Source organism: Corynebacterium sp. UMB6689, assembly GCF_030215295.1.
In the GTDB taxonomy this organism is placed as follows: Bacteria; Actinomycetota; Actinomycetes; order Mycobacteriales; family Mycobacteriaceae; genus Corynebacterium; species Corynebacterium aurimucosum.
The window spans coordinates 40,298-62,139 of record NZ_JASOLS010000004.1 but is presented as its reverse complement, the minus strand read 5'-3'; the positions used below and the strand labels follow the sequence as shown (position 1 = coordinate 62,139).

Below are 21,842 nucleotides of genomic sequence, written 5' to 3'. Positions count from 1 at the left end.
CCGCGCGCGAACTCATCAAAATCATTGTGCGGCATTACCACTGCCCTGCCTTTCGTGCGTGTACGGAGGAGGTTTCTGAACTTTCTTGCGGGGGCATTTCTGGCGTGGCCTCAGCCCCAGCGGCCGGACCTGGTACTGGCTCAGGTGCAGGTGCTGGCGCCGGGGCTGGCTGCGGCGCCGGTGCCTCCGCTGCCTGCATGTGCGCAAGTTTCTCTGGCGGTGCCTCTGGCTCAGGAACGTTGTTCAGCTCCGGAGGCGGCGGCGTAACACCGTTGTCAGGAGCAGGCTCTGGTGCAGGCGGTGGGCAGGGTTCGGGCTCTGGCTGCGGTTCTGGCTCGGGTACAGGCTCCGGTACGGGCTCCGGCTCCGGCAGATTCTCCACGAAGTCCATAGCTGCCTCAGCCAACAGACCCAGCCCCAGAATGGCAACGCCCACGCCAAGCAGGCCTAAGCTTCCACAGCAGGCTTCTTCAGGCTTGCACTCACCTGCTTCCGCACCGGGTGGCTGCTCTGGCTCTTCGCAATCATCGCTTTCTAACGACTCTTCAGGACACTTGGCCTCCTCAGCCACCGGCTCCTCGTCCTCTGGGCAGTCCACCACCTCCTGCGGCACAGGCTCGATGGGAACGTCAACTCCTGCATCAGCGGGCTTCGTGGTTCCTAGTTCTCGCTGATGCTCACCGCAGTCACAGGTGTGTGCCGCTTTCTCTTCTGTGCAGCGGCACGGTGTGTGCTCCTCTTCTGGTGCCGTTGAAGCGGGCTCAGTCGGCACATGGCTCGGCTCAGTCGGCGGCGCAGGCTGTGGCTTCTCTTCAACCGGTGGGCAGTCTTTTTCAGGCACCGTGGCGGGCTGGGTGGGCTCCGGCTTTTCTGGTGGTGCCACCGGTGTTTCTGGTTTCGGCTCTACAGGTTGCTGCGGTGCGGCTGGCGCCGAAGGCTGGGCTGGCTGTGTGGGCTGAGACGGTGTGGACGGGGCCGGAGCTGGTGACGGCTGAGCCGGTGCACAAGGTTCAGGCTCAGGTTGCGGGCACTCTTTCCGCTTCTCCTCACAGCCGCATTCGGGCTCTGGCGGGGTTTCCGGCAGCTCCCGCTCGCACACCTCGGTGCAGCGCCGTTCAAACTCGTCATAGCAATTCTCAATGGCGGTATCGCGGTCCCGGCACGTTTGCGTGATGGTGTCATTCGTCTGATCGATAAGCTCCCCACCAATGCGCGATATCACCGGGATGATGACCTTTCCCAGAGGGTGCCGCTGCAACAGCATGGTCAAGATGTTAATCAGTGGAATCACAGCAGAGATAAGCTCTGCCACCGCGGAATCAGAAACATCAACGACGTCTTCGATGGCATCCGAACACTGCTGCGCGGATTCCACCAAATCATCGGCTTCGTCCCTTTCCTTTTCGAAATCGTCTTGCACGCCGCGCAAATGATCCATGATCGCTCCCCCGGCCAGCGATAGAACCGTACCGAGAAGGAATTCCCGCAACCCGTTACCACCGCGCCCTGGCCGGCGAGCACCCATCGCCGACGCAGTGTTCGTAACCAAGTCGCCTGGGTTAATCCCATCGACCGACCCCACCATGTCCCCCAACAAGCCAATAGGCGTGCTGGGCCCGGAATAGCCTCCTTGGCTTGCCGCCTGGAACTGGGACACCGCTTGTGAATAATCACCCAAGAGTGACTTGACCATCGTGGACATCAATTCACCCCTGCTTCCTGGTCACCGAGTTGCTCGGCGAGGCCGCGGTCCACGTCCCCGAAAGCACGCAGTTGTTCGCGCGCGGCATCCGCTGTGGCCGATATATTCTCTAACCGCCACGCACCGCGTTCATGGAGCCGGTTCAACAGGGTCTGAATCTGTGCGCCGTGCCCGCCGAAATCACGCCCCGCGGAGGATTGGGGAAAGTTCGGCCTATCCCCGCGGTGCGCGTCACTTTGGGCACGGGTTTGGTCCACGACGGCGTCGAGAAGCCGCGTGGCTTCATCCTCATCAAAAAATACGTCGGGCATATGCGCCCTCCTTCTCGTCCACAACAAACAGTGATTCCTGCTTGTATTGGACTGAGAAACATCCCCTTTGGTTCCCACACCACCCCACAAAACACGAAACCCCAGGGCAGAAGCCTGGGGTTGTGGTGGAATGAGTAGAGCTAAACTGCAGCAACGACGGCCGCAAGCTTGCCTGCGACCTTGCGCGCCTGCTCCTCTTCAGCAGCCTCCACCATGACTCGGAAGAGCTCCTCAGTGCCGGACGGGCGCAGCAGAACACGTCCGGTATCACCGAGCTCTGCCTCGGCAGCAGCAATAGCCTCCTTAACCTCTGAGGCGTTAAGGATGGTGGCCTTGTCAGACACCGGAACGTTGATGAGCACCTGCGGCAGCACCGTCATCACGGAGGCCAGCTCCTTAAGAGACTTCCCGGACTTGGCCATGCGCGCCATAATCGACAAGCCGGTCAGCGTGCCATCACCAGTGGTGCAATCATCCGGCAGCACCACGTGGCCGGACTGCTCACCGCCCAGAGAGAAGTCACCGCGATTGAGCTCTTCCAGCACGTAGCGGTCACCCACGGCGGTTTCCCTGACCTCGATGCCCTGCTCCTTCATGGCCAATTTCAGGCCCAGGTTCGACATCACGGTGGCCACCAGGGTGTTGAAGCGGAGATCGTTTTCTTCCTTCATGCCTACGGCGAGCAGCGCCATGATCTGGTCACCGTCAACGACGTTGCCCTCGGCATCCACGGCTAGGCAGCGGTCAGCGTCACCATCGTGCGCTAGGCCCAGATCGGCGCCGTGCTCGACGACGGCCTCCTGAGTCTTCTCAATGTGCGTCGAACCGCAATCTTCATTGATGTTGAAGGCGTTGGGCTTGTTGTGAATGGCAATGACCTCAGCGCCCGCAGCCTCATAGGCCTGCGGTGCAACCTTGGAAGCCGCACCATTTGCAGTGTCGACGACAACCTTGATGCCGCTGAGATCAGTGGTGACGACCTCCGCCAAGTGCTTGAGGTAGCGCTCGCGGCCGTCGGGAGCCTCCGAAATAATGCGACCAATCTTGGTCGCAGTCGGGCCATCTTCAGTGAGATTGTCCATAGCAGCCTGGATGCGGTCTTCGACCTCATCCGGCAACTTCTTGCCGCCGGCGGAGAAGAACTTGATGCCATTGTCCGGCATCGGGTTATGGGAAGCTGAGATCATCACGCCGAGATCTGCCCCAAAATCATCGGTAAGGAACGCAATAGCCGGGGTAGGCAGCACACCGACACGCACGACGTCGACGCCGCGCGATGCCAAGCCCGAAGCAATCGCTGCATCCAACATCTCACCCGACACACGCGGGTCACGCCCGATAATCGCCAGAGGGCGGCGCTCATAGGACTCACGGTCGGAAGTAAAAACTTCCGCCGCGGCCTGGCCTAAGCGCAGCGCGAGAATCGGTGTGAGCTTCTTATTCGCGAGACCGCGAACTCCATCGGTTCCAAAAAGTCGAGTCATAGTTGTTCATTATGCCCGCTCACCCTTGCCGCGCGCAGATCGGTCCACCTTTGGGGCTTGGTTATACCCCGCAACATAGCAGGAAACTCGCCCCACCCCTGCCATACACGGCGAAAGCCGCCGCCTCCACGAAAGGGAAGCAGCGGCTTTCGGAAAATGCAGTAAGCAAAGATTAACGCTTGGAGTACTGCGGGGCACGACGTGCCTTGTGCAGACCAGCCTTCTTGCGCTCCACGGCACGAGCATCACGGGTGAGCAGGCCAGCCTTCTTCAGGGCCGAGCGGTCAGCCGGGTTGTAGATGTTCAGTGCGCGGGCGATAGCCAGGCGCAGGGCGCCTGCCTGACCGGTCGGGCCACCACCGTTGACGGTGACCTTGATGTCGAACTGACCCTCGCGCTCGAGGATGGTCAGCGGCAGCAGGATGTCCTGCTGGTGCAGCTTGTTCGGGAAGTACTCGTCAAAGGCGCGGCCGTTGACGGAGATGTTGCCGGAACCAGCAACGAGGCGAACACGAGCGATGGCGCGCTTACGGCGACCAACGGTCTGGATCGGGCCCTCGTGGATAGCCGGGGCAGCGGTCTCAACCTCAGCCTCGGTATCGGTTGCCAGGGAATCACCGATGGTGTTGGTGAACTCCTCGGTAGCGGCGGTTGCTGCAGCGATGTCGGCAGCGTCGGCTACATTGTTGTCGATGTTCTGCTCGGTCATTACTGTGCCACCTGCTTAAACTCAAAGGTTTCCGGCTTCTGGCCGGCGTACGGGTGCTCCTCGCCCACGAAAACGTGCAGCTTCTTGATGGAGGCGTTGGAAAGCTTGTTGTGCGGCATCATGCCCTTCACAGCTTCCTCGATAACGCGGACCGGGTTGGCGTCCAGGGACTGACCAAGGGTCATGGACTTCAGGCCGCCCGGGTAACCGGAGTGGCGGTAGCGCATCTCGCGCTCGCGCTTGTTGGAGGAAATGTGGATCTTGTCCGCATTCAGGATGATGATGTGGTCGCCGCAATCAACGTTCGGTGCGTACTGGGGCTTGTGCTTGCCGCGCAGCATGTCAGCCACGGTGGAAGCGAGCTTGCCCAGAACCACGTCAGTAGCGTCGATGACGTACCACTTGCGGGTGATGTCACCGCTCTTCGGGTGGAAAGTAGACAAAATGACTCCTTGAAAGTCTGTCTCGGAACTGCCGGCCATCGCTATGTAAGCCCCTACGCGGTACATACAGCGGCCGGTGGAGACCTGCAGCACGCGCGCACCCAAGTCAACAAGGGTGCGGACACATAGATGCTTCACTTTAGTACGCAGCGGATCAAAAACCAAAACGCCGATATCGCCCCTCACCAACGCCTCCATCCCTGCTAATTCGGGGTGGGGGTTCGAGACAGAAACGTTGATGAGAAGCGATACCGGCGCCTTTTGCTGAGTGAGCGGAGGGTGGTGTGGGTCAAGGTGGCGCGTCCAGCCCTTCCATTCTCTGCGCCACTCCCCTAGCCTCCGCGCCTTCCTCCCTCCCGCTCACTGCTCATGGTGGTGAATGGTCAGGCAGAAAGTGTCCGCGCACCCAGCTCAAGACTCACAGTCGGAGTGGTTTAGCCCCAGCTGGCGGCAGCGCGACGGTTGACGTCGCTCATATTGTCATTGCCCTGGGAAACCGTGGTGGAGATGGTCGCTAGCACCGTGTTGAGCTCGGCGGCTGCCTTGTCCCATTTCGCCTGCGCCGCGTTATATGCAGCAGCGGAATCTCCCTCCCACGTCGATACCATCGGCTGCAGGGTGGATTTGAGGTCACCGAGGAGCCCGTTGATGCGGCCCGAGGTGGAGTTGATGTCGGCGGCGGCACCGGCAATGGCGCCAAACTGATACTTGATTCCAGACATTGCGTGTTCCTTCTCTTCTGTGTTCGTGCGTGATTCAGCGTGTGCAGTAATCAGTGAAAGCAGCTCGTGTTTAAAGGGCCAGGCCCGCGCCGCCAACGTTCTCGAAAGACTGGGCGTTATCAGCCTCGACCGAATCAAAATTACGGGCATTGTCCCTGATGTTCTCGCTGATGGCGGTCAGCGCCTCACGCAGCTGCTGCGCGGAGGAGTTGTAGCGCTGCATTAGGTTGTCAAAGGAAACCTGCGCGCGGCCTGCCCAGCTGCCACGGACGGAGTCCACAACACCCTGCAGGCGGGTGAGCTCCCCCTGTACCTCGTCGTTGGTGGAGTCGACGCGGCCAGCGGTGGCCACCATTACGTCGGCTTCTGTGCGGAACGTTTGAGTCATGTCCTTCTCTTTCTGTCTTGTTCCCTACCTTGGGGCGTATCCCTTATTCCTAGGGATTGGTGTGTGTTTCTTTCCCCCGAGAAGCACCCTGTGTCCTTCTCACCCTTATTGGACTGAGCTAGTGGCTCATCGGTTCCCGCTATTTTTCAGATTCTTTGAGATTTGCAGAACTTTCCGCTTAGTCCTTCTTGACCAGCGATTCTGCCGCCATTCGGCAGGCGGCCTTCTGTACCACGTTTGGCTCAAACTTGGTGTGGCAGCCCACGGACATCTGATGGCCCTTGTCTTCCCATATCATCCACGTCACCCGGGAGCCGTCGCCGGGGTCCTCGATATAAGTCAACCGCCCAGACTCCTCTACCGGATCACGGAGGGCAGGATCGGATTCAATCTGCTCTTTGATCTCTGTGAACAAAACGTCGACAGGCACATTGAAAAGTGGATCAGCAGCCAAGAGGATGCGCAAGTTGGGGTCGTCACCGGCAGCGGTGACCAAACCATCCTCCACGCTGGTTCGGAATCCTTGAGGAAGCACCAGGGACATTCCCTCCACGTCGATGGCCTGCTGACCGGGTCGCAGCTGCCTGCTTCCGGATTCCTCAGCTCCGGTCCCCTCAGCAGAGCTCTCGGGCTGTGCTTCCGTGTCGGGATTCGGGGCCGTGCCCGAAGAGCCGGAGGCGGCGGATGCCCCTTCAACTGCCTGATCAGGAGTCGACGCTGCCACAGCCGCATCCTTGCGACCGACAGCCCACCACGACACCCCGGCCACTACGAGCACCATGACCGCGATTGCAATGTAGAAAGGATCGATACCTCCCAACAGCGCGGACCAGCGGGATTCCGCTGCACGGTGCGAACGCTCGCGGCGAACAGGCCGCGACAACTCGGTGGTCAACGTTTTCTCATCATCACTGGGCTCCTGCTGTCCGCCCACCTCCGAGAGAACAGCATCCAGCGAGTTATTGACCGCACCAGCCCCGGGCGGCGGCGATGGATCTGGTTCCTGCACAGTCGCACCCGCGCCAGCGAGCTGACGGCGCAGAATACTCACGGCTTCGACGCTGACCTCCGTTCCGGAGGGATCCGCCACCACATCAACGCTGATATCCGGCCATTCCGCCCCGCAGACCTTTTCGGCTTGGTCGAGGACTGCCTCCAGCGCCCAGCCTTCGACAATTCCAGTGCCGGGCAGGTCATAGCGATAGATCGTCTCTGGGCCTTCATAAATCGTGGCGGCATCGAGCACCGTAATAACTAGCGTGGTCTCAGGCGCGGTTGTCGGGGTTCGCAGTGTATGCGTCGTGGTCATTGGTTCTCTCCCTTGTTGCTTGTGGTCTGTAGTGAGGTATGTGAACTATCGGCGCTTGGCACATAGACCTGCGCCAAGCCTTGGGATACGCCGCGGACGACCCATTGGCCGCGGCCGGGCGGCAATGCCGTCGGTTTGATGCCGAAGATGGCGCCTTCGTCACGGTCAGCGTCGAGAAGCAGCAACGCCGGCTGCAGGTCCCGCACCGCCGAGAGGAACTGCCCAAACATCGCGCGCCCAATGCCGCCTGCTTTGCGCGCAAGCACCAGGTGCAGCCCCACATCGCGAGCGTGCGGAAGGAGCTCCAGCAGAGGTGCTAGCGCTATCTCGCTGACGAGGTCGAGGTCATCGATGACAAGGTAAATATCTGGGCCCTGCCACCAGCTCCGCGCGGCGAGCTGGGCAGGGGTGACGTCGGCGCCAGGGAGGCGCTGCTCTAGGGTGCGCACTGTATCGAGAATGGCTTGGGTGGCCGCGCTTGCCGACGCCCCATAGGCCGCCACCATCTCCTCGTCCAGCGTCCCCAAATGCGCGCGGCGCTCATCGATGACCACCAGGCGGGCTTCCTCCCGACTCAGCTGGCTGATTCCGGCGAGAATCACGCTGAGAAAATGCGATTTGCCGGAGCCTTGAGAGCCAATGCACACGAGGTGAGGCTGGACGCCCGGATCCCAGTCGAGGACCTCCAGGTCCGGTCCACCAATGCCCCAAGCTACGCCGTCTGATGACGAACCATCTTCCGGCTCAGGCAATTCGGTGAGCACAGCGGGCAGCATCTTCACCGGTGGGACCGGAACAGCATCCGCATGCACGCCACAGATATGAGCGATATCCTGCGGTGAGGTCGCTGCAAAAAGGAGGTTTTCCCCTGCCAAAGTGATCCCTCGCCCGGGTGCTGCCGGCAACTTCTGCTGCGCCTTGCGGTCGATGAGGGAATCCATGGCTTCGCCCAAGCGAAGCTCAAGGCGGGCCGCGATGAGATCCCGAATCGACGGCCGCAAACTGGTCCACCGCGCCGCCGCAATCAAGACGTGAACGTGGGCGGAGGCACCGTCAGCAACCAACTGGGTAATCGGCTCAGCTAGGTCCTCAAAGTCTGCCCCGGAGGTACCGATGTGGTGCCAGCCATCCACGATCAAAAAGGTGTGTCGAGTTTCCGGACGGCGCACAAGGCCGGCGACTTCATCGACGATGCGCCGCACCTTTTCCGGTTCCTCACGTCCGGCTACCCCAGCTACATGAGGCAGACGGTCCAACACCCGCAGCTGCCCGCCTCCTAGGTCGATGACATAAAAGCGTACCTGGTCCGGTGAATGCCACAGGGCCATACCGGAGGCGATGCTGCGCAGCGCCATCGACTTTCCTGACTGCGGTCCGCCGCACAGTGCGAGGTGCCCACCGCCCGTCGTGAAATCCACGAGCAGCGGGTCTTGACGCTGGTGATAAGGGCGATCAATAAGCCCCACCTCCGCGCGTAGCCCGCCACCTGCGCTGAGTGAATCCGTGCGCAGAGCGGCAACGCTGGATAGCTCCACCACGGGCGGCAAGGGTGGCAACCAGATTCGCCTCGCTGACTGGCCGCGCTGGGAGGCTTCCTCCCGGGCGGCAGCCACCACTGTGTCCAGGAGTGTGCTCGAAGAATCCACGAGCTCCGTATAGTCCGCGTCCTCCTCCGCCGTGCGATGCCCACTAAAAAGCTCCACGCGTGCCGAATGCTGCGCATGTTCGGCCACATCATCACGCACTACCCGGCGCGTGACCGGGCCAGAAACATAAGAACCCTGAAAGCGCGTGGGGGCATCGGCATCCGTTTTGAGGTAGCCGGCTCCCGGCTGGGCGGGGAGGTGATAAGCATCGGGCACGCCGAGGACCTGGCGGGATTCCCCGGCGGAGAAAGTCTTCAACCCAATGCGATAAGACAGATGAGAGTCCAATCCCCGCAAGCGCCCTTCCTCCAAGCGCTGGGAGGCCAGCAACAGGTGCACGTGCAGCGAGCGGCCGAGCCTTCCCACCGCGACGAAGAGTTCAGCGAAGTCCGGGTGCTGCCCCAACAGCTCCGAAAACTCATCCACCACAATGACCAACGCCGGCAGCGGCCCGTGCTCCGCCACCGCGGCAGCGGAGGCGTTGAATTCTCCCACGTTGGCAAAATTTCCTGCCTTGCGCAGCAGCTCCTGGCGGCGATTCATCTCGCCGGAGATGGCATCGTACATTCGCTCCACCAGGGTGGATTCTTCTTCCAGGTTGGTAATCACGGCGGAGGTGTGCGGCAGTTCCTCACAGCCCAAGAAGGTGGCGCCACCTTTGAAGTCAACGAGTACGAGGTTGAGTTCCTCCGGGCTGTGCGTGGCGGCCAGCGCTACGACAAGCGTTCGAAGTAATTCCGATTTTCCGCTGCCTGTAGAACCAATGCATAACCCATGCGGCCCCATCCCGCCCTGCGCGGATTCCTTTAAGTCAAGCATCAGAGCGTACCCGGATTCGTCGACACCGATGGGCACGCACAGCCGCTCAGCAGGGCTGCGCCCCTGCCACATGCCGGAGGCTTGGAGCGCATCTACATCCCGGAAGCCCAGTAACGAGGGCACATCCGCATTGCGGCCGTGCCGCGGCGTGGATGCGACATCGCCACCGAAGGGGCGGTGATAGGGCGCGAGGGTGCGGGCAAGGAGGAGGGCCGTGGGGACGTCGACAAGCGCGCAGCTTCCCAGCTCCTCCTCGCCCGCGGCAGTAACCACGGAGAGCGTGCTTTCCGCCCGCAGGTAGATGCCCTCTTCCTCGGCGCGGCGGCCCAGGGGCGAATGGGGTGTCACCCCCACGGCGATGGTGGTTGTGGGGCTATCCCCCAGCGCGTCACTGTGCAGCACACCAACGCTATGCCCTTGTTCCTCCGTCATGACGCAGATACGGAACTGCGCCTGGTCAGGCTCCCTGGAATGCGGCAGCCACTTCAACCATCCCCATTCCGCACCGTGATACTCAATGCCCACGGTCTCCGGGCCATGCAGCACCGCCAGGTGTAACAGCAGCGCGCGGGCCACCCCAGCGGCGTCGTCACCGGCCAAGCCGACGACGGGAAAGGCCTGCAGCTGGATGACCACCGGCATATCCGCGAGGGTTCCCACCGCACGCACGGTCTGTCGCAGGCTCACCGCGCACACCGGGTCGAGGTCTTCCGCCGCACCCGAATCCGGCACATTAATGGGAGTACACAGGGCCATCGGCCCCGTCCCCACCCGCACTTCCAGGGCATCCGGGGCATCTGCCGTCCGCTCCCACAGCCGCGGGGTGGGGATCAGCGCGCCAAGCTGTTCAGGGTCAGGGTTGCGGTGTTCCTCGTGCGCACGTTGCGCCGCCCCGCGCTCCAGTGCTTCCTCCCGCAGTGCCTTGAGGTGGCGCAAGTAGGTCCGACGGGTCTCATCCGGATCTTGCCCGCCTGCCTGTGGGTTAAACATCATGGCCATGCTGGCCAGCATCATGAGCGGGAACATGAGGCTCATGGGACTCATCCGGCGCGCATCCCCCGCTCCGAGAACCATGAGCGCCACCATGCCCAGCATGGCCGCGATCATCACCAGCGGCATGAGCAGGCGCACGAGCGGCACCGGTTGTGCGCGAGCTGCCTCCGGCACCGCCTCGGCATCAATGCTGCCCTGTGGCAGCGGTGGTGCCGGCTCCCGATAGGCCGACACCCCGGTGTCAACGACGCGTGTAGGTACGCGCATGTCAAAGTCCTTCCCCCCGAAGTACTCCACCGCCTCCTTAAAGCGGTGGACAGCGTGCCACCAGTAAGCCACAATGTGAGGCAATGGGCAAGGGGTTGCCCAGAAAAATTTTTCGGGGGAGGTACTTTCCATGACTCGCGCACTTGCGCATTCCATTCACGTCACCGTCCGCATCCATGCAGGCCAGACCCGCAAAGAAGCAGATGTGTCGCTACCGCTTTCTTCCAGCGTCGGGGAGGTGCTGGGAGAATTGCTCGTGCTTGTCGACGTCCCCCCGGCCCCCATCCTCTGGCGCGCCACCACCGCGGCGGGCAAGACCATATCGATGACCACGCCACTCGACCGCACCAGTTTGGAAGACGGCTCCGTCCTGGTGCTCAGCCCAGATGCGCCGACACCGGCGCCCATCGTGCGGGATGCCGCGGAGGCACTCGCTGCCGAGGCCTCGACCACGCAGCTGTCTGGTCTAGCCGGGTTCTGGGGCGTGGCAGGGCTTATCGCCGTCGGCGCCTTGCTCGCCGCCGCCCTATCTCCCTCGATTGGCTGCGCCGCCGCTGCACTCCTCGGCCTCATACTCGCGGCGTGGACCCGGCGCGGTTCTCTGCTTGCGACCGCCCACGTTGCTGCTGGTCTGGCGGGGGCGCTGTCCACTGGTTCACCTGTCGCTACTGGCCCAACCGGAACCGTGATTCCGGCCGCACCACTCGTGGGTGCTGCGGCGGCCGTGGGCGCTGTGGTGGTGCTCTCCCATGTGGTGCGTATTGGCGGATTAGGTGCTCGGGCAAGTGCCGCCACGTGGTGCCTGCTCGCGCTCGTCGGTGTGCTTGGCCCCGGCCCGTTGCTTGCCTCCACTGTGGTCTTGCTCGCGGCCTCTCCCCTGCTGACCACGCGGCTTGCTGGCCTCCGAGTGCCGCAACTGCCCACCGCCGGGCAGGACTTGAGCATCTCGGATGAGGATCCCACGGATAACTCACTCAAAGCCCGGCGCGCCGGGCAGGCCTACGAAGGTATAGCGGTGGGCTGCACGCTGGCGGGCATTCCTTCCATCTTTCTCGTCGCGCTCAACGCTCACGCGGACGCAACCGTGGTTGCTTCCCAGGCATTATGCGTGAGCATCGCCGGAGCAGTCATCGTGCATGCGGCACGCCATGCCCGGCCCATTGCGGCGTGGGCACTGGGTATCTATGGCCTGGCCGCGGCTAGTGCCGCGGTAGCGGTACCTCTGCGCGAGTGGCTGCTGCTTAGTGCCCCGACTATGGGAACGTGGGTGCTCAGCGTGATCGCGGGTCTCATCGTGGTGACCATGCTTTCAGTACCGGTGTGGGCAGGCAAACTACAGCAGATTGAGCCAACTACCATCGTGTGGTTCGAGCGGGCCGAAGCACTCGCACTCGCCGCGTGCCTGCCACTCGCCGCACACCTGGCCGGGCTCTTCGAGTTCATTCGGGGGTTGGGCGCATGACAGCTCTAAGCAGAATCAGCGCTGCCAGCACAGCTCTTGGCGCCGTCCTGGCTTGGGGTTCCTGCGTGGTGCCCGGGCCGGTAGCTGCTGCCCGCGAACCGGATACCGCCTGTGCAGTAGCCACGCGGGCTCCGGCAGGACCACAGCCCTCGGCGCAGTACTCGGAGTATCGTACGCGGTTGCATTCCTTTGCCACGGGTGCCGGGGTGAAGGTCGCGGTCATCGACACTGGGGTGGCCGCCCACCCACAGCTGCACGTATCACCAGGAGCGGACTTCGTAACCCCGGAGGAACCAGACCCGCTGCGAGATTGTGACCTGCACGGAACGGTGGTGGCCGGCGTCATCGCAGGTAAGGAACTCGGCGTGGCTCCGGATGCGGAAATCTACTCCATCCGGCAGACCAGTTCGCATTACCGGGCTCCAGCACCAGAAAACGGTTCGACGGACCGCGCCGGGTCCGGCACGCTAGCCAGCCTGGCTGCCGCCATCGACGACGCCGTCAGCGCGGGTGCTCAGGTCATCAACGTCTCCGTGGTGTCATGCGTTCCACCGGAAGCCGCCACGCGGGTCGATCGTTCCGCCTTGGAGGCGGCGCTGCAGCGTGCGGAGGGGGCTGGGGCGGTGGTTGTGGCGGCGTCGGGAAACGCGACGGCCGGCGGCTGTGAGAAGGATGACGTGGTCTTTCCCGCGGAAGCCGAAACCGTCCTCGCGGTTGGCGCTCTGTCCACGCCGCATGACCTCGCGGAGTATTCCATCACGGCACCCCTCAGCGCGGAAGGAAGCGTTCCCCTCGCACTGGAACCCGGCGGCGGATGGGCCACGGGAAAGGCCGATACCGTCTTTCAAGGCACGTCCTTTGCGGCACCCCTGGTCAGCGGCACACTCGCCTTGTTGGTGCAGCGCTACCCTGGGGACTCCCCGGCACAGCTGCGCCAGCGCATCATTGACTCAGCAGAGCCCGGACATGGGGTGGTTGATCCCCTCACAGCAGTGACGTACCGGCCCAGCGCAGAAACCCGCGAGGAGCGCTTCGTCGCGGTGAGGCCGCAGGCGGCACCGCCCGCCAAGGGCTGGCCGATTGTCCGCTTTCTCCTCGGCGCCGTGGCCATCCTCGCCCTCGTAGCCGTCCTCAGTGCTCAGACTCTAAGGCCTCCGCGCGGCTCAAAGCAGAGCCTTCCGGCAGCAGCCGCAGGATCTCCCATGGCACCTGCTCCGGTTCCCCCAAACCCAGGGCTTTAAGCTCCGCCGCGCTAGCCAGCTCGTGGCGCCTGCCGGTGGCGGAGACCACGTGGTAGCCGTGCCCGCTGTCCACGCCCACTCCAGCCTGGAGGCCGGCGAAACGCTGCGCGGCCGAGTCCCCCGGCAGGTCCACCGTGGCCGCCACCGGCCGCATGGTTCCGGCGCCTTGCTCGTGAGTCGCGCACAACCAGCCTTGCTCAGGGGACAGGAAGTCCACGCGGGTGGTGGGGAGGTTGAAGGACGGTGGGACGTCGCCCAGCGCGGCCACCTCCTGCGCCTGCGCAGGCAAACGCTGTGCGCCCACGCCGACGAGCATCTCCGCCTGGGTGGGGGTGATGGAGAAAACACCGTGCTCCGTGCGCGCCCACAACTGCTCACCGGTGTCGAGGATCTCAGGCGGCGCGGCTGGAAAGCTCAGCGGCTCCAGCTCTGTGAAGGCGTTGAGCAATTCCTCGGGCATGGTCCACACAGCGGTTTCTGCAGTCATCCCCAACGCGCGGCGCAGAACTCGACCTTGTGTACTCGTAGCCTCGGGCAGCACGACGCGCCCCTGGCCGGTGAGCAGCCACTGCGTGCCATCGGATTCCACTACAGCGGCGTGCTCTTCATCGAATCCGGGAACAGCGCGGTGCGCCACCACGGTAACGGTGCCAACGCGGCTGCTGGATTGCCAGTTCGCGCCCTGTGTTGATTCTTCCAAGCAGGCCGACCAACCAGGTTCCTGCCCAGTTGCGTCTGTAAGAAGGTTGGGGGCGTCTGCAATCCCTAGCGGGGTGCCCAGGCTCATCTGTTCCAAAAAGCTGTCCCCTGCCACATGCGGTTCGACCGGCTCGTTGGCAATCAGTCTGGCCGAAGCCAGGTTGGCCACGGGATGATAAGTGCCGTTGACCAGCGCTAGGAGCTGCCCCTCGGAAGAACGCACGACGGGCGCATCTCCGGGTTGCGGGTCCGGCTGCATCCACGCGATGAGCCCCGAGCCAAGACTCAAGAAGGCTACTGCGGCTACCCCGCCAAGCAAAGCGCGCTGGCGCCTTTTCAATGGATCATGAATCATGCGGATGTCCCCGAACACGAGTCCGTGCTCGAGGCGGCGCAAAAGGAACTTGTGGCCCGACACCTGGGCCTTGGTCGTTGGCAACGCGCGTGCCATGAGAATCCTCCCCCGAATCTGAGCGCCACCCTCCCACGGCGCAGTGGGTTCTAGATTAACCCAACTCGGTATCCTCCGCAGCGCGACGACCACGGGTCATCGCCGCCCGCGCGGCCAACTGGTCCGCATCGGGGTAATCCACGCCCACCAGGCTCAAACCTTGAGCATCAGCAAGCGGGATCTCGGAGGACCGGCTTTCTTCCCGCAGCATATGGGCGGCGAAGTCAACTCCGCGCGAGCCCTCCCCCACCCGCAAACAGCAGCCCACCAACGAGCGCACCATGGACCAGCAAAAGGCATCCGCGGTTACGTGCGCCTCGTAGAGCTGCGGCTCCGCGGGCGTCGACACGTCCTTCCACTCAAAGGCAAGGAGCTCGCGAATGGTCGTGGCGTGCGGCTTCGCCTTGCAGAAAGCCACGAAGTCATTGAGCCCCACCAGCTGATCGGCCGCGGCCTGCATTAGCTCCAGGTCCACTGGCTTGAACCACGTCGCGGTATCGCGTGCGCGAGTCGGAAGTGCACCGCGCGGATGGGTGGTGATGCGGTAGACGTAGCGGCGGCGTAAGGCAGAAAAGCGCGCGTCGAAATCTGCGGGAACTTCGGTGCAGGCGTGGACGCGGACGTCGGCAGGCAGCAACTTGGCCAAGCGCTTCACCAGCTTGGTGGGATCGCCGTCAATGCTGCGCTGTCCCAGCGCCGCCCGTGTGGTATCTAAGTGCGCCACCTGACCGCTGGCATGCACTCCGGCATCGGTGCGCCCAGCCACGGTGAGCTCCACTGGGTGGCGCAGCACCATGCTCAGCTTCTCCTCAACGGTCTGCTGAACAGTGCGCAGGCCGCCCTTCTGCTTGGCCCACCCGTGGAAGTCGGTACCGTCATAGGCCAGGTCTAGGCGAAGGCGAACGTTAGTCATGGATGCTTATCCTACCTAGTCGTTGGCATTCCACTCGCGATTGAGTTCCCAATCCTGGGACGCGCGCTGGCCCTTCGCGCTCTTGTTCACGCCCAGCTTGCTCAAAGCGGCATAACCAGCCCACTTGGGGCGCTTTAGATTCTTCTTGGCCTGGCCAGCTTTGCGCTTGGCCTTGCGGGCGCCATCCCGAACAATGCGGGCAGACAAGCGCAGGCGCGGGTCCATGGGTTGTTCGGCTCCCCGGTATTCAAACACCGGCAGCGACCATCCGAAGTAAATCGCGGCCACGCGCAGCGCCAGCGCCAGGCATACCGTCACGACGCCAGCGACCTCGGCGCTGAGCCCCAGCTCCATCAAGCCCGCATAAGAAAAGGCTGCAAGAACAGAAATGGAGGCGTACAGCTCCGCGGACAAGACCAGCGGGATACGGTCGGACAACAAGTCACGCAAAATACCGCCAAAGACACCGGTCAGCACCGCAGCCACGGCAGCGATAACCAACCCATGGCCATTTTCCAAGGCCTTCTGAGCGCCAAGGACGCTGAATACCGCAAGGCCCAGGGCGTCGAGAGCCAAGAATACATGCCGGAAATAGTGCATGAGGAAGGACATGTAAACCGTGGCGACGGCGGCGGCCACCACGGCCAAGAGGAACCGCGGTTCCGCCACCCACGTCAACGGGTAGGCGCCCAGCACCATATCGCGGATCGTGCCGCCGCCCAATGCGGTGACAGCGCCCAACATGATGACGCCAAACAGATCCATCTTTTGCCGGCCAGCGGACAGCGCAGCGGTCATCGCCTCGGAGACGATGCCGATTACATACAGCACAGTAAACAGCGGGGTCATAGAGTATACGTTCTGGTCAGGGTCATATAGCCCAGAAAGCATAACAAAAGGCCGCAGCCCCACCTAAGGTGGTACTGCGGCCTAGTTAAGGCGAGAGAAGTTTACTTCTCCTCGGACTCCTCAGCAGTGGTCTCCTCGACCTCTGCCTCGGTTGCCTCTGCCTTTGCTTCCTCAGCCTCTTCAGCCTGCTTGGAGGCAGCAGCGCGGGTAGCGCGGTTTGCCTCGGAGGTCACGGTCTCCTCGAGAACGAGGGAGATCTGGGACATCGGGGCGTTATCGCCGGAGCGGTTCTCCAGCTTGATGATGCGGGTGTAGCCACCCTCACGGTTCTCGAACTTCGGTGCCAGCTCATCAAAGAGGTAGGCAACGACATCCTTGTGCGGGATGAGCTTGAGAACTGCGCGACGGTCAGCAACGGTGCCGGCCTTCGCCTTGGTGATGATCTTCTCGATGTACGGACGAAGAACCTTCGCCTTGGCATCGGTGGTCTTGATTGCGCCGTGCTCGATCAGGCTCGCAGCCATGTTGCTCAGCAGGTGCTTCTGCTGGCTGGCGGAGCCGCCGAGACGCGGACCCTTCTTGGGGGTAGGCATTATGTACTCCTCGTGTGCGGATTAAGTGAGCGCGCGACGGGGCGCAAAAGTCGCGCCGTCACGATTCAGTGGAATTCTTTACTCGGAATCGTCGGAAGCCGGGTCCTTGAAGTCACCGGTTTCTGCGTCGTAGCCTTCCAGCTGGGTCGGGTCGAAGTCCTCGGGAGTGTCCTTGAGGGCCAGGCCCAGGTTAGCCAGCTTGATCTTTACCTCATTGATCGACTTCTGACCGAAGTTGCGGATATCCAGCAGGTCCGACTCGGTGCACTCAGCGAGCTCACCGACGGTGTGGATCTCCTGACGCTTCAGGCAGTTGTAGGAGCGGACGGAGAAGTTAAGATCCTCGATCGGCATGCTGTAGGCAGCGATGTACTCCGTCTCCTGCGGGGACGGGCCAATCTCGATGCCCTCAGCGGCGGTGTTCAGCTCGCGAGCCAGGCCGAAGAGCTCGACCAGGGTGCCGCCGGCGGAAGCCAAGGCGTCGCGTGCGGAAATCGAGTTCTTGGTCTCGACGTCGATGATCAGCTTGTCAAAGTCGGTACGCTGCTCAACACGAGTAGCTTCGACCTTGTAGGAGACCTTCAGCACCGGGGAGTAGATCTGGTCGACCGGAATGCGACCGATTTCTCCCGAGGTGGCGGCAGCCGGGACGTAGCCACGGCCGCGCTCGACGACGAGTTCCATCTCCAGCTTGGCGGACTCATTCAGCGATGCAATGTGCAGATCCGAGTTGTGGATCTCCACGCCAGCCGGCGGCTGGATATCGCCTGCAGTGACCTCACCCGGGCCTTCCTTGCTCAGGTACATGACCACCGGCTCGTCGGAGTCGGAAGACAGAACCAGACCCTTGACGTTCAGGATGATCTCGGAAACGTCTTCCTTCACACCATTGATGGTGGTGAACTCGTGGAGCACACCGTCAATCTTGATGGAGGTTACTGCCGCGCCCGGGATGGACGAAAGCAGCGTGCGACGAAGCGAGTTGCCAAGGGTGTAACCGAAGCCAGGCTCGAGCGGCTCGATAACGAACTTAGAGCGAGACGAGTCGATGAATTCCTCGGTGAGCTGAGGACGCTGGGAAATAAGCATGGAGTTTCTCCTTGTCGGCGCCCGCTATATGACGCCGGTAGAAGGGGTAAAGATGAAAGTGTCGAAGGATTACTTCGAGTAAAGCTCGACGATGAGCTGCTCCTGCAGCGGAACGTCGATCTGAGCGCGCTCGGGCAGCTGGTGCACGAGGATGCGCAGGGTGTCCGGAACGACCTGCAGCCACGCCGGAACGTTGGCGTCTACCAGGCGGTCCTGAGCCTCTTCGAACCATTCCATCTTCTGGGAACGTTCACGAACATCGATGATGTCGTACTGCGTAACGCGGAAGGAAGGAACATTGATCTTCTTGCCGTTCACGGTGAAGTGACCGTGGGAGACAAGCTGGCGAGCCTGGCGGCGGGTGTTGGCCAGACCTGCACGGTAGATCACGTTGTCGAGACGGGACTCGAGCAGAACGACGAGGTTGTCACCGGTCTTGCCCGGGAGACGGTTAGCCTCGGCGTAGTAGCGGCGGAACTGACGCTCCAGCACACCGTAGGTGTACTTGGCCTTCTGCTTCTCCTGGAGCTGCAGCAGGTACTCAGATTCCTTGATGCGGTTGCGGCCAGCCTGTCCCGGAGGGTACGGGCGGCGCTCAAATGCCATGTCGCCGCCGACCAGGTCGACGCGCAGACGGCGGGATACGCGGGTAGCGGGGCCAGTATAACGAGCCATTTTCTTACCTCTTCCTTTCCCTTAAACCTTGCGGCGCTTGGTCGGACGGCAGCCGTTGTGCGGCTGTGGGGTGGCATCCGTGATCGAGGAAACCTCGAGGCCTGCAGCTTGCAGGGAACGGATGGCGGTCTCGCGGCCCGAGCCCGGACCCTTAACGAAAACGTCAACCTTCTTCATACCGTGGTCCATGGCCTTGCGGGCCGCGTTCTCAGCAGCCATCTGCGCTGCGAACGGGGTGGACTTGCGGGAACCCTTGAAACCGACGTGGCCGGAGGATGCCCAGGAGATGACAGCACCGTGCGGGTCCGTGATGGACACGATGGTGTTGTTGAAGGTGGACTTGATGTATGCGTGGCCAGCGGCCACGTTCTTCTTTACGACGCGACGACCACCACGGCGCGCGCCGGAACGAGTCTTGGGTGGCATGTTTTACTTCTTCTTTCCTGCGATCGTCTTCTTCGGACCCTTGCGCGTACGAGCGTTGGTCTTGGTGCGCTGACCACGAACGGGCAGGCCACGACGGTGGCGGATGCCCTGGTAGCAACCGATTTCAATCTTGCGACGGATGTCAGCCTGAACCTGGCGGCGGAGGTCACCCTCTACCTTCCAGGTAGCTTCAATGACGTCACGCAGCGCCGACAGCTGATCGTCGTCGAGGTTGTCGGTGCGCAGGTCGGGAGAAATGCCGGTCTTTTCCAGCAGTTCCTTGGCACGGGCAGGCCCGATGCCGTAGATGTAGGTGAGAGCAACCTCCATGCGCTTGTTGCGCGGGAGGTCAACACCAGCTAGACGTGCCATATGGCTAGTCCTTTCGGGTTGTTACGATGGTTTTCTCCTCATCCGTCCCCCGCCACACATACACTTCGCCCCGGACCGTGCCGGGGAACTGTGGGCATGCTTAGCAGCGTGGGCTCAGGCCATCGCAGCCTGAGGTGAAAAAGGACGCAGCTAGTGCGTCCCGTGGGTGAGGAGGCTTACAGTCTTTACTTGTAGCGGTAGACGATGCGTCCGCGGGTCAGGTCATAAGGAGACAGCTCCACAACGACGCGATCCTCCGGGAGGATGCGGATGTAGTGCTGACGCATCTTGCCCGAGATGTGGGCGAGTACCTTGTGTCCGTTGTCGAGTTCGACGCGGAACATTGCGTTAGGCAGGGGTTCGACGATGCGACCCTCAACCTCGATTGCGCCTTCCTTAGCCATAACCTCTACTTTTCTGGCGGAGTGCGTGCCGTGCTTGGCGACGCCCCCACCTGCATGTTTGGTGTCTACTGCCTGGTGTCTTTAGCAACCACTTCGGCTGTGTACAGACACCAAGATTAAAGCATACGCTGCGAAGACGGGTTTTCCAAATACAGAAACCTCCCACACCACGTGGTGTGGGAGGCTGATGCTATGTAGCGGTGACTCGCTCACCGCTACGTCTTAGTAGATGAAGACCTTGGAGCCCATCGGCACATCATTCCAGTAGCGCACGGCATCCTGGTGGGTCAGGCGCACGCAGCCATTGGACTGGTATGCCGGAGAACCCTCGTGGAAGGCGTGGCCATTGTTGGTGAAGTACATGGCGTAGGGCATCGGCGCGTTGCCGAACTCCCAGGAGATCTCATCCTTGATCTTGCGGTTGATGTAGAAGGTACCGGCTGGGGTCTCCTCACCCGGCTTGCCGGTAGACATGCCCTGCGCAACGTAGGTGACATTGCCATTGCCGTCCTGCAGCCAGGTGCGGCGGCCATCGCGGTCCACACAGATGCGTGCATCCGCCGGGCACGGACCAACATCGAAGCGCTGGGCCTGACGCTCGGCTTCTGCCTTACGTGCGGCTTCCTCAGCGGCAGCCTTCTCGCGAGCAATCTGCTCAGCGTGGGCGCGCTCCTCCGCTTCGCGAGCGGCACGGATCTCAGCGTTCTTCTGATCAATCAGACCCGGGAAGATCAGCTCGATGGCGCCATCGATAACCGGGCGGAGAGCGTCAGCCGCCTGTGGGTTAACGCTCTGGAGCGTCTCCAGCATCTGGTTGCGGCTATTCCACGCGTTCTCGCGGGTCTGGCCAGCGAACTCATCAAGCTGGGTCTGAACGTCGGAGGACAGGGCATCGATCGAAGGAACCGTCTGTGCGTTGGCGGCTGGAGCAACCGAGAGTGTGGCGGTTACCAGGCCAATTGCGGTGGCGCGACGTAGGGAACGGGCGCCAACTAGGGAGCGAATCTTAGACATGGCAAGAAGTATAAACCTTCTTTAGGTCAAATGCCTACCCAGGACACAGGTCTTAATAACGTTGAGTAAGGATGCGAGGACCATTCTCCGTGGCAGCTACCGTGTGCTCCCAGTGGGCAGACAGGGAACCATCGAGCGTCACGACGGTCCAGTCATCCTCGAGGACTTCGTTGTCTTCGGTGCCCAGAGTCAGCATCGGCTCAATGGCGAGAACCGAGCCCTCCTGAATGATGGGGCCACGCCCCGCCTTACCTTCATTAGCCAGGTAAGGCTCTTCGTGCATCTCACGGCCAATGCCATGGCCGCCGTAGCCATCGACAATGAATAGCTCGACGCCGAATTTATCCTCGGCGCGGTAGGTGGCCTGCTCGAGGGCTGCGGAGACGTCGGTAAGCCGGTTGCCGGGAACCATGGCCTTGAGGCCTTCGTGTAGGACCCATTCGGTGGCGTCGCTCAGCGCCTGCGCCTCAGGGCTGAGCTTGCCGACGCCAAACGTCCACGCACTATCCCCCACCCAGCCATCGAGAGTGGCGCCGCAATCGATGGAAACGAGGTCCCCTTCAGCGAGGACAATCTCCTTGCTGGGTATGCCATGGACGATGACATCGTTGACTGACGCACAGATAGATCCCGGAAAACCGCCGTAGCCCTTGAAGGTGGGAACGGCGCCGGCATCCCGAATGGTTTGCTCGGCTACTTCATCGAGCTCGAGAGTACTCACTCCCACTGCCGCGGCGGCCCGCACGGCCTGCAGGGCGCGGCCGACAATCTCGCCGGCCGCCTGCATGGCGTCGAGCTCGCCCGGTGTGCGGGCGGGGATGGTCTTGGTGCGTCGTCGAAAAGCCATGGCTAGGTTGGCAG

At 62.3% G+C, this 21,842-nt stretch carries 22 protein-coding genes; 2 read left to right on the top strand and 20 right to left on the bottom strand.

The features are described from left to right. Positions 1 to 34: 34 nt before the first annotated feature. The 9 genes from QP363_RS03240 to eccCa form a co-directional block, all read right to left on the bottom strand. Entirely contained in the window at positions 35 to 1,702 is a 1,668-nt protein-coding gene (locus QP363_RS03240; protein WP_284762745.1) for a zinc metalloprotease, read from the bottom strand. After that, positions 1,702 to 2,013, bottom strand: a complete 312-nt coding sequence (locus QP363_RS03235; protein ID WP_284762744.1) for a hypothetical protein — start codon at positions 2,011 to 2,013, stop codon at positions 1,702 to 1,704. Before QP363_RS03235 ends, QP363_RS03240 begins: the two co-directional genes overlap by 1 nt. 140 nt (positions 2,014 to 2,153) lie before the next feature. Beyond that, positions 2,154 to 3,497, bottom strand: a complete 1,344-nt coding sequence (gene glmM / locus QP363_RS03230) for a phosphoglucosamine mutase (RefSeq protein ID WP_284762742.1) — start codon at positions 3,495 to 3,497, stop codon at positions 2,154 to 2,156. A 172-nt stretch (positions 3,498 to 3,669) separates the two neighbouring features. Further along, entirely contained in the window at positions 3,670 to 4,206 is a 537-nt protein-coding gene (gene rpsI, locus QP363_RS03225; RefSeq protein WP_284762741.1) for a 30S ribosomal protein S9, read from the bottom strand. Then, positions 4,206 to 4,649, bottom strand: coding sequence for a 50S ribosomal protein L13 (gene rplM, locus QP363_RS03220; RefSeq protein WP_010189505.1), 444 nt, complete (start codon positions 4,647 to 4,649; stop codon positions 4,206 to 4,208). The genes rpsI and rplM overlap by 1 nt, the downstream gene beginning before the upstream one ends. A gap of 434 nt (positions 4,650 to 5,083) precedes the next feature. Beyond that, positions 5,084 to 5,371 carry a WXG100 family type VII secretion target gene (locus QP363_RS03215; protein WP_010189507.1) on the bottom strand — a complete coding sequence of 96 codons (288 nt, stop codon included), beginning with the start codon at positions 5,369 to 5,371 and terminating at the stop codon, positions 5,084 to 5,086. 70 nt (positions 5,372 to 5,441) lie between these two features. After that, on the bottom strand, positions 5,442 to 5,759 hold the full coding sequence (locus QP363_RS03210; RefSeq protein ID WP_010189512.1) for a WXG100 family type VII secretion target: 318 nt from the start codon (positions 5,757 to 5,759) through the stop codon (positions 5,442 to 5,444). Positions 5,760 to 5,937: 178 nt separating this feature from the next. Beyond that, positions 5,938 to 7,068 (bottom strand): type VII secretion-associated protein, encoded by a 1,131-nt coding sequence (locus tag QP363_RS03205; RefSeq protein ID WP_284762732.1) that lies wholly within the window; start codon positions 7,066 to 7,068, stop codon positions 5,938 to 5,940. Then, complete coding sequence (gene eccCa / locus QP363_RS03200; protein ID WP_284762730.1) at positions 7,065 to 10,793, bottom strand: type VII secretion protein EccCa; 3,729 nt, start codon at positions 10,791 to 10,793, stop codon at positions 7,065 to 7,067. The genes QP363_RS03205 and eccCa overlap by 4 nt, the downstream gene beginning before the upstream one ends. A 130-nt stretch (positions 10,794 to 10,923) precedes the next feature. On the opposite strand from eccCa, the gene eccD reads away from it, so the two are divergent. Continuing rightward, positions 10,924 to 12,255, top strand: a complete 1,332-nt coding sequence (gene eccD, locus QP363_RS03195) for a type VII secretion integral membrane protein EccD (RefSeq protein WP_284762729.1) — start codon at positions 10,924 to 10,926, stop codon at positions 12,253 to 12,255. Continuing rightward, positions 12,252 to 13,496 carry a S8 family serine peptidase gene (locus tag QP363_RS03190; protein ID WP_284762728.1) on the top strand — a complete coding sequence of 415 codons (1,245 nt, stop codon included), beginning with the start codon at positions 12,252 to 12,254 and terminating at the stop codon, positions 13,494 to 13,496. Before eccD ends, QP363_RS03190 begins: the two co-directional genes overlap by 4 nt. On the opposite strand, the gene eccB is transcribed toward QP363_RS03190, so the two are convergent. The 11 genes from eccB to map form a co-directional block, all read right to left on the bottom strand. Continuing rightward, positions 13,387 to 14,646: a type VII secretion protein EccB gene (gene eccB, locus QP363_RS03185; RefSeq protein WP_284762727.1), complete on the bottom strand. Its 1,260-nt coding sequence runs from the start codon at positions 14,644 to 14,646 to the stop codon at positions 13,387 to 13,389. The two genes, QP363_RS03190 and eccB, sit on opposite strands and share 110 nt — an antisense overlap. Positions 14,647 to 14,701: 55 nt before the next feature. Next, positions 14,702 to 15,559, bottom strand: coding sequence for a tRNA pseudouridine(38-40) synthase TruA (gene truA, locus QP363_RS03180; RefSeq protein WP_039673774.1), 858 nt, complete (start codon positions 15,557 to 15,559; stop codon positions 14,702 to 14,704). A gap of 15 nt (positions 15,560 to 15,574) precedes the next feature. Further along, the gene (locus QP363_RS03175) at positions 15,575 to 16,408 is read right to left on the bottom strand and encodes a trimeric intracellular cation channel family protein (protein ID WP_284762725.1); all 834 of its coding nucleotides are present in this window, start codon (positions 16,406 to 16,408) and stop codon (positions 15,575 to 15,577) included. Positions 16,409 to 16,509: 101 nt separating this feature from the next. Beyond that, positions 16,510 to 17,001 (bottom strand): 50S ribosomal protein L17, encoded by a 492-nt coding sequence (gene rplQ, locus QP363_RS03170; RefSeq protein WP_284762723.1) that lies wholly within the window; start codon positions 16,999 to 17,001, stop codon positions 16,510 to 16,512. Positions 17,002 to 17,079: 78 nt separating this feature from the next. Further along, positions 17,080 to 18,090, bottom strand: coding sequence for a DNA-directed RNA polymerase subunit alpha (locus QP363_RS03165; protein ID WP_010189530.1), 1,011 nt, complete (start codon positions 18,088 to 18,090; stop codon positions 17,080 to 17,082). A gap of 69 nt (positions 18,091 to 18,159) precedes the next feature. Further along, positions 18,160 to 18,765 carry a 30S ribosomal protein S4 gene (gene rpsD / locus QP363_RS03160; RefSeq protein ID WP_010189536.1) on the bottom strand — a complete coding sequence of 202 codons (606 nt, stop codon included), beginning with the start codon at positions 18,763 to 18,765 and terminating at the stop codon, positions 18,160 to 18,162. A 21-nt stretch (positions 18,766 to 18,786) separates the two neighbouring features. Continuing rightward, positions 18,787 to 19,191, bottom strand: coding sequence for a 30S ribosomal protein S11 (gene rpsK, locus QP363_RS03155; protein ID WP_010189540.1), 405 nt, complete (start codon positions 19,189 to 19,191; stop codon positions 18,787 to 18,789). Between the two features lie 3 nt (positions 19,192 to 19,194). Next, positions 19,195 to 19,563: a 30S ribosomal protein S13 gene (gene rpsM, locus QP363_RS03150; protein WP_010189542.1), complete on the bottom strand. Its 369-nt coding sequence runs from the start codon at positions 19,561 to 19,563 to the stop codon at positions 19,195 to 19,197. A 185-nt stretch (positions 19,564 to 19,748) separates the two neighbouring features. Further along, on the bottom strand, positions 19,749 to 19,967 hold the full coding sequence (gene infA, locus QP363_RS03145; protein ID WP_003854422.1) for a translation initiation factor IF-1: 219 nt from the start codon (positions 19,965 to 19,967) through the stop codon (positions 19,749 to 19,751). A 222-nt stretch (positions 19,968 to 20,189) separates the two neighbouring features. Further along, positions 20,190 to 20,981 carry a L,D-transpeptidase gene (locus tag QP363_RS03140; RefSeq protein WP_284762669.1) on the bottom strand — a complete coding sequence of 264 codons (792 nt, stop codon included), beginning with the start codon at positions 20,979 to 20,981 and terminating at the stop codon, positions 20,190 to 20,192. A 52-nt stretch (positions 20,982 to 21,033) separates the two neighbouring features. After that, entirely contained in the window at positions 21,034 to 21,828 is a 795-nt protein-coding gene (gene map, locus QP363_RS03135; protein WP_284762667.1) for a type I methionyl aminopeptidase, read from the bottom strand. Positions 21,829 to 21,842: the final 14 nt, after the last annotated feature.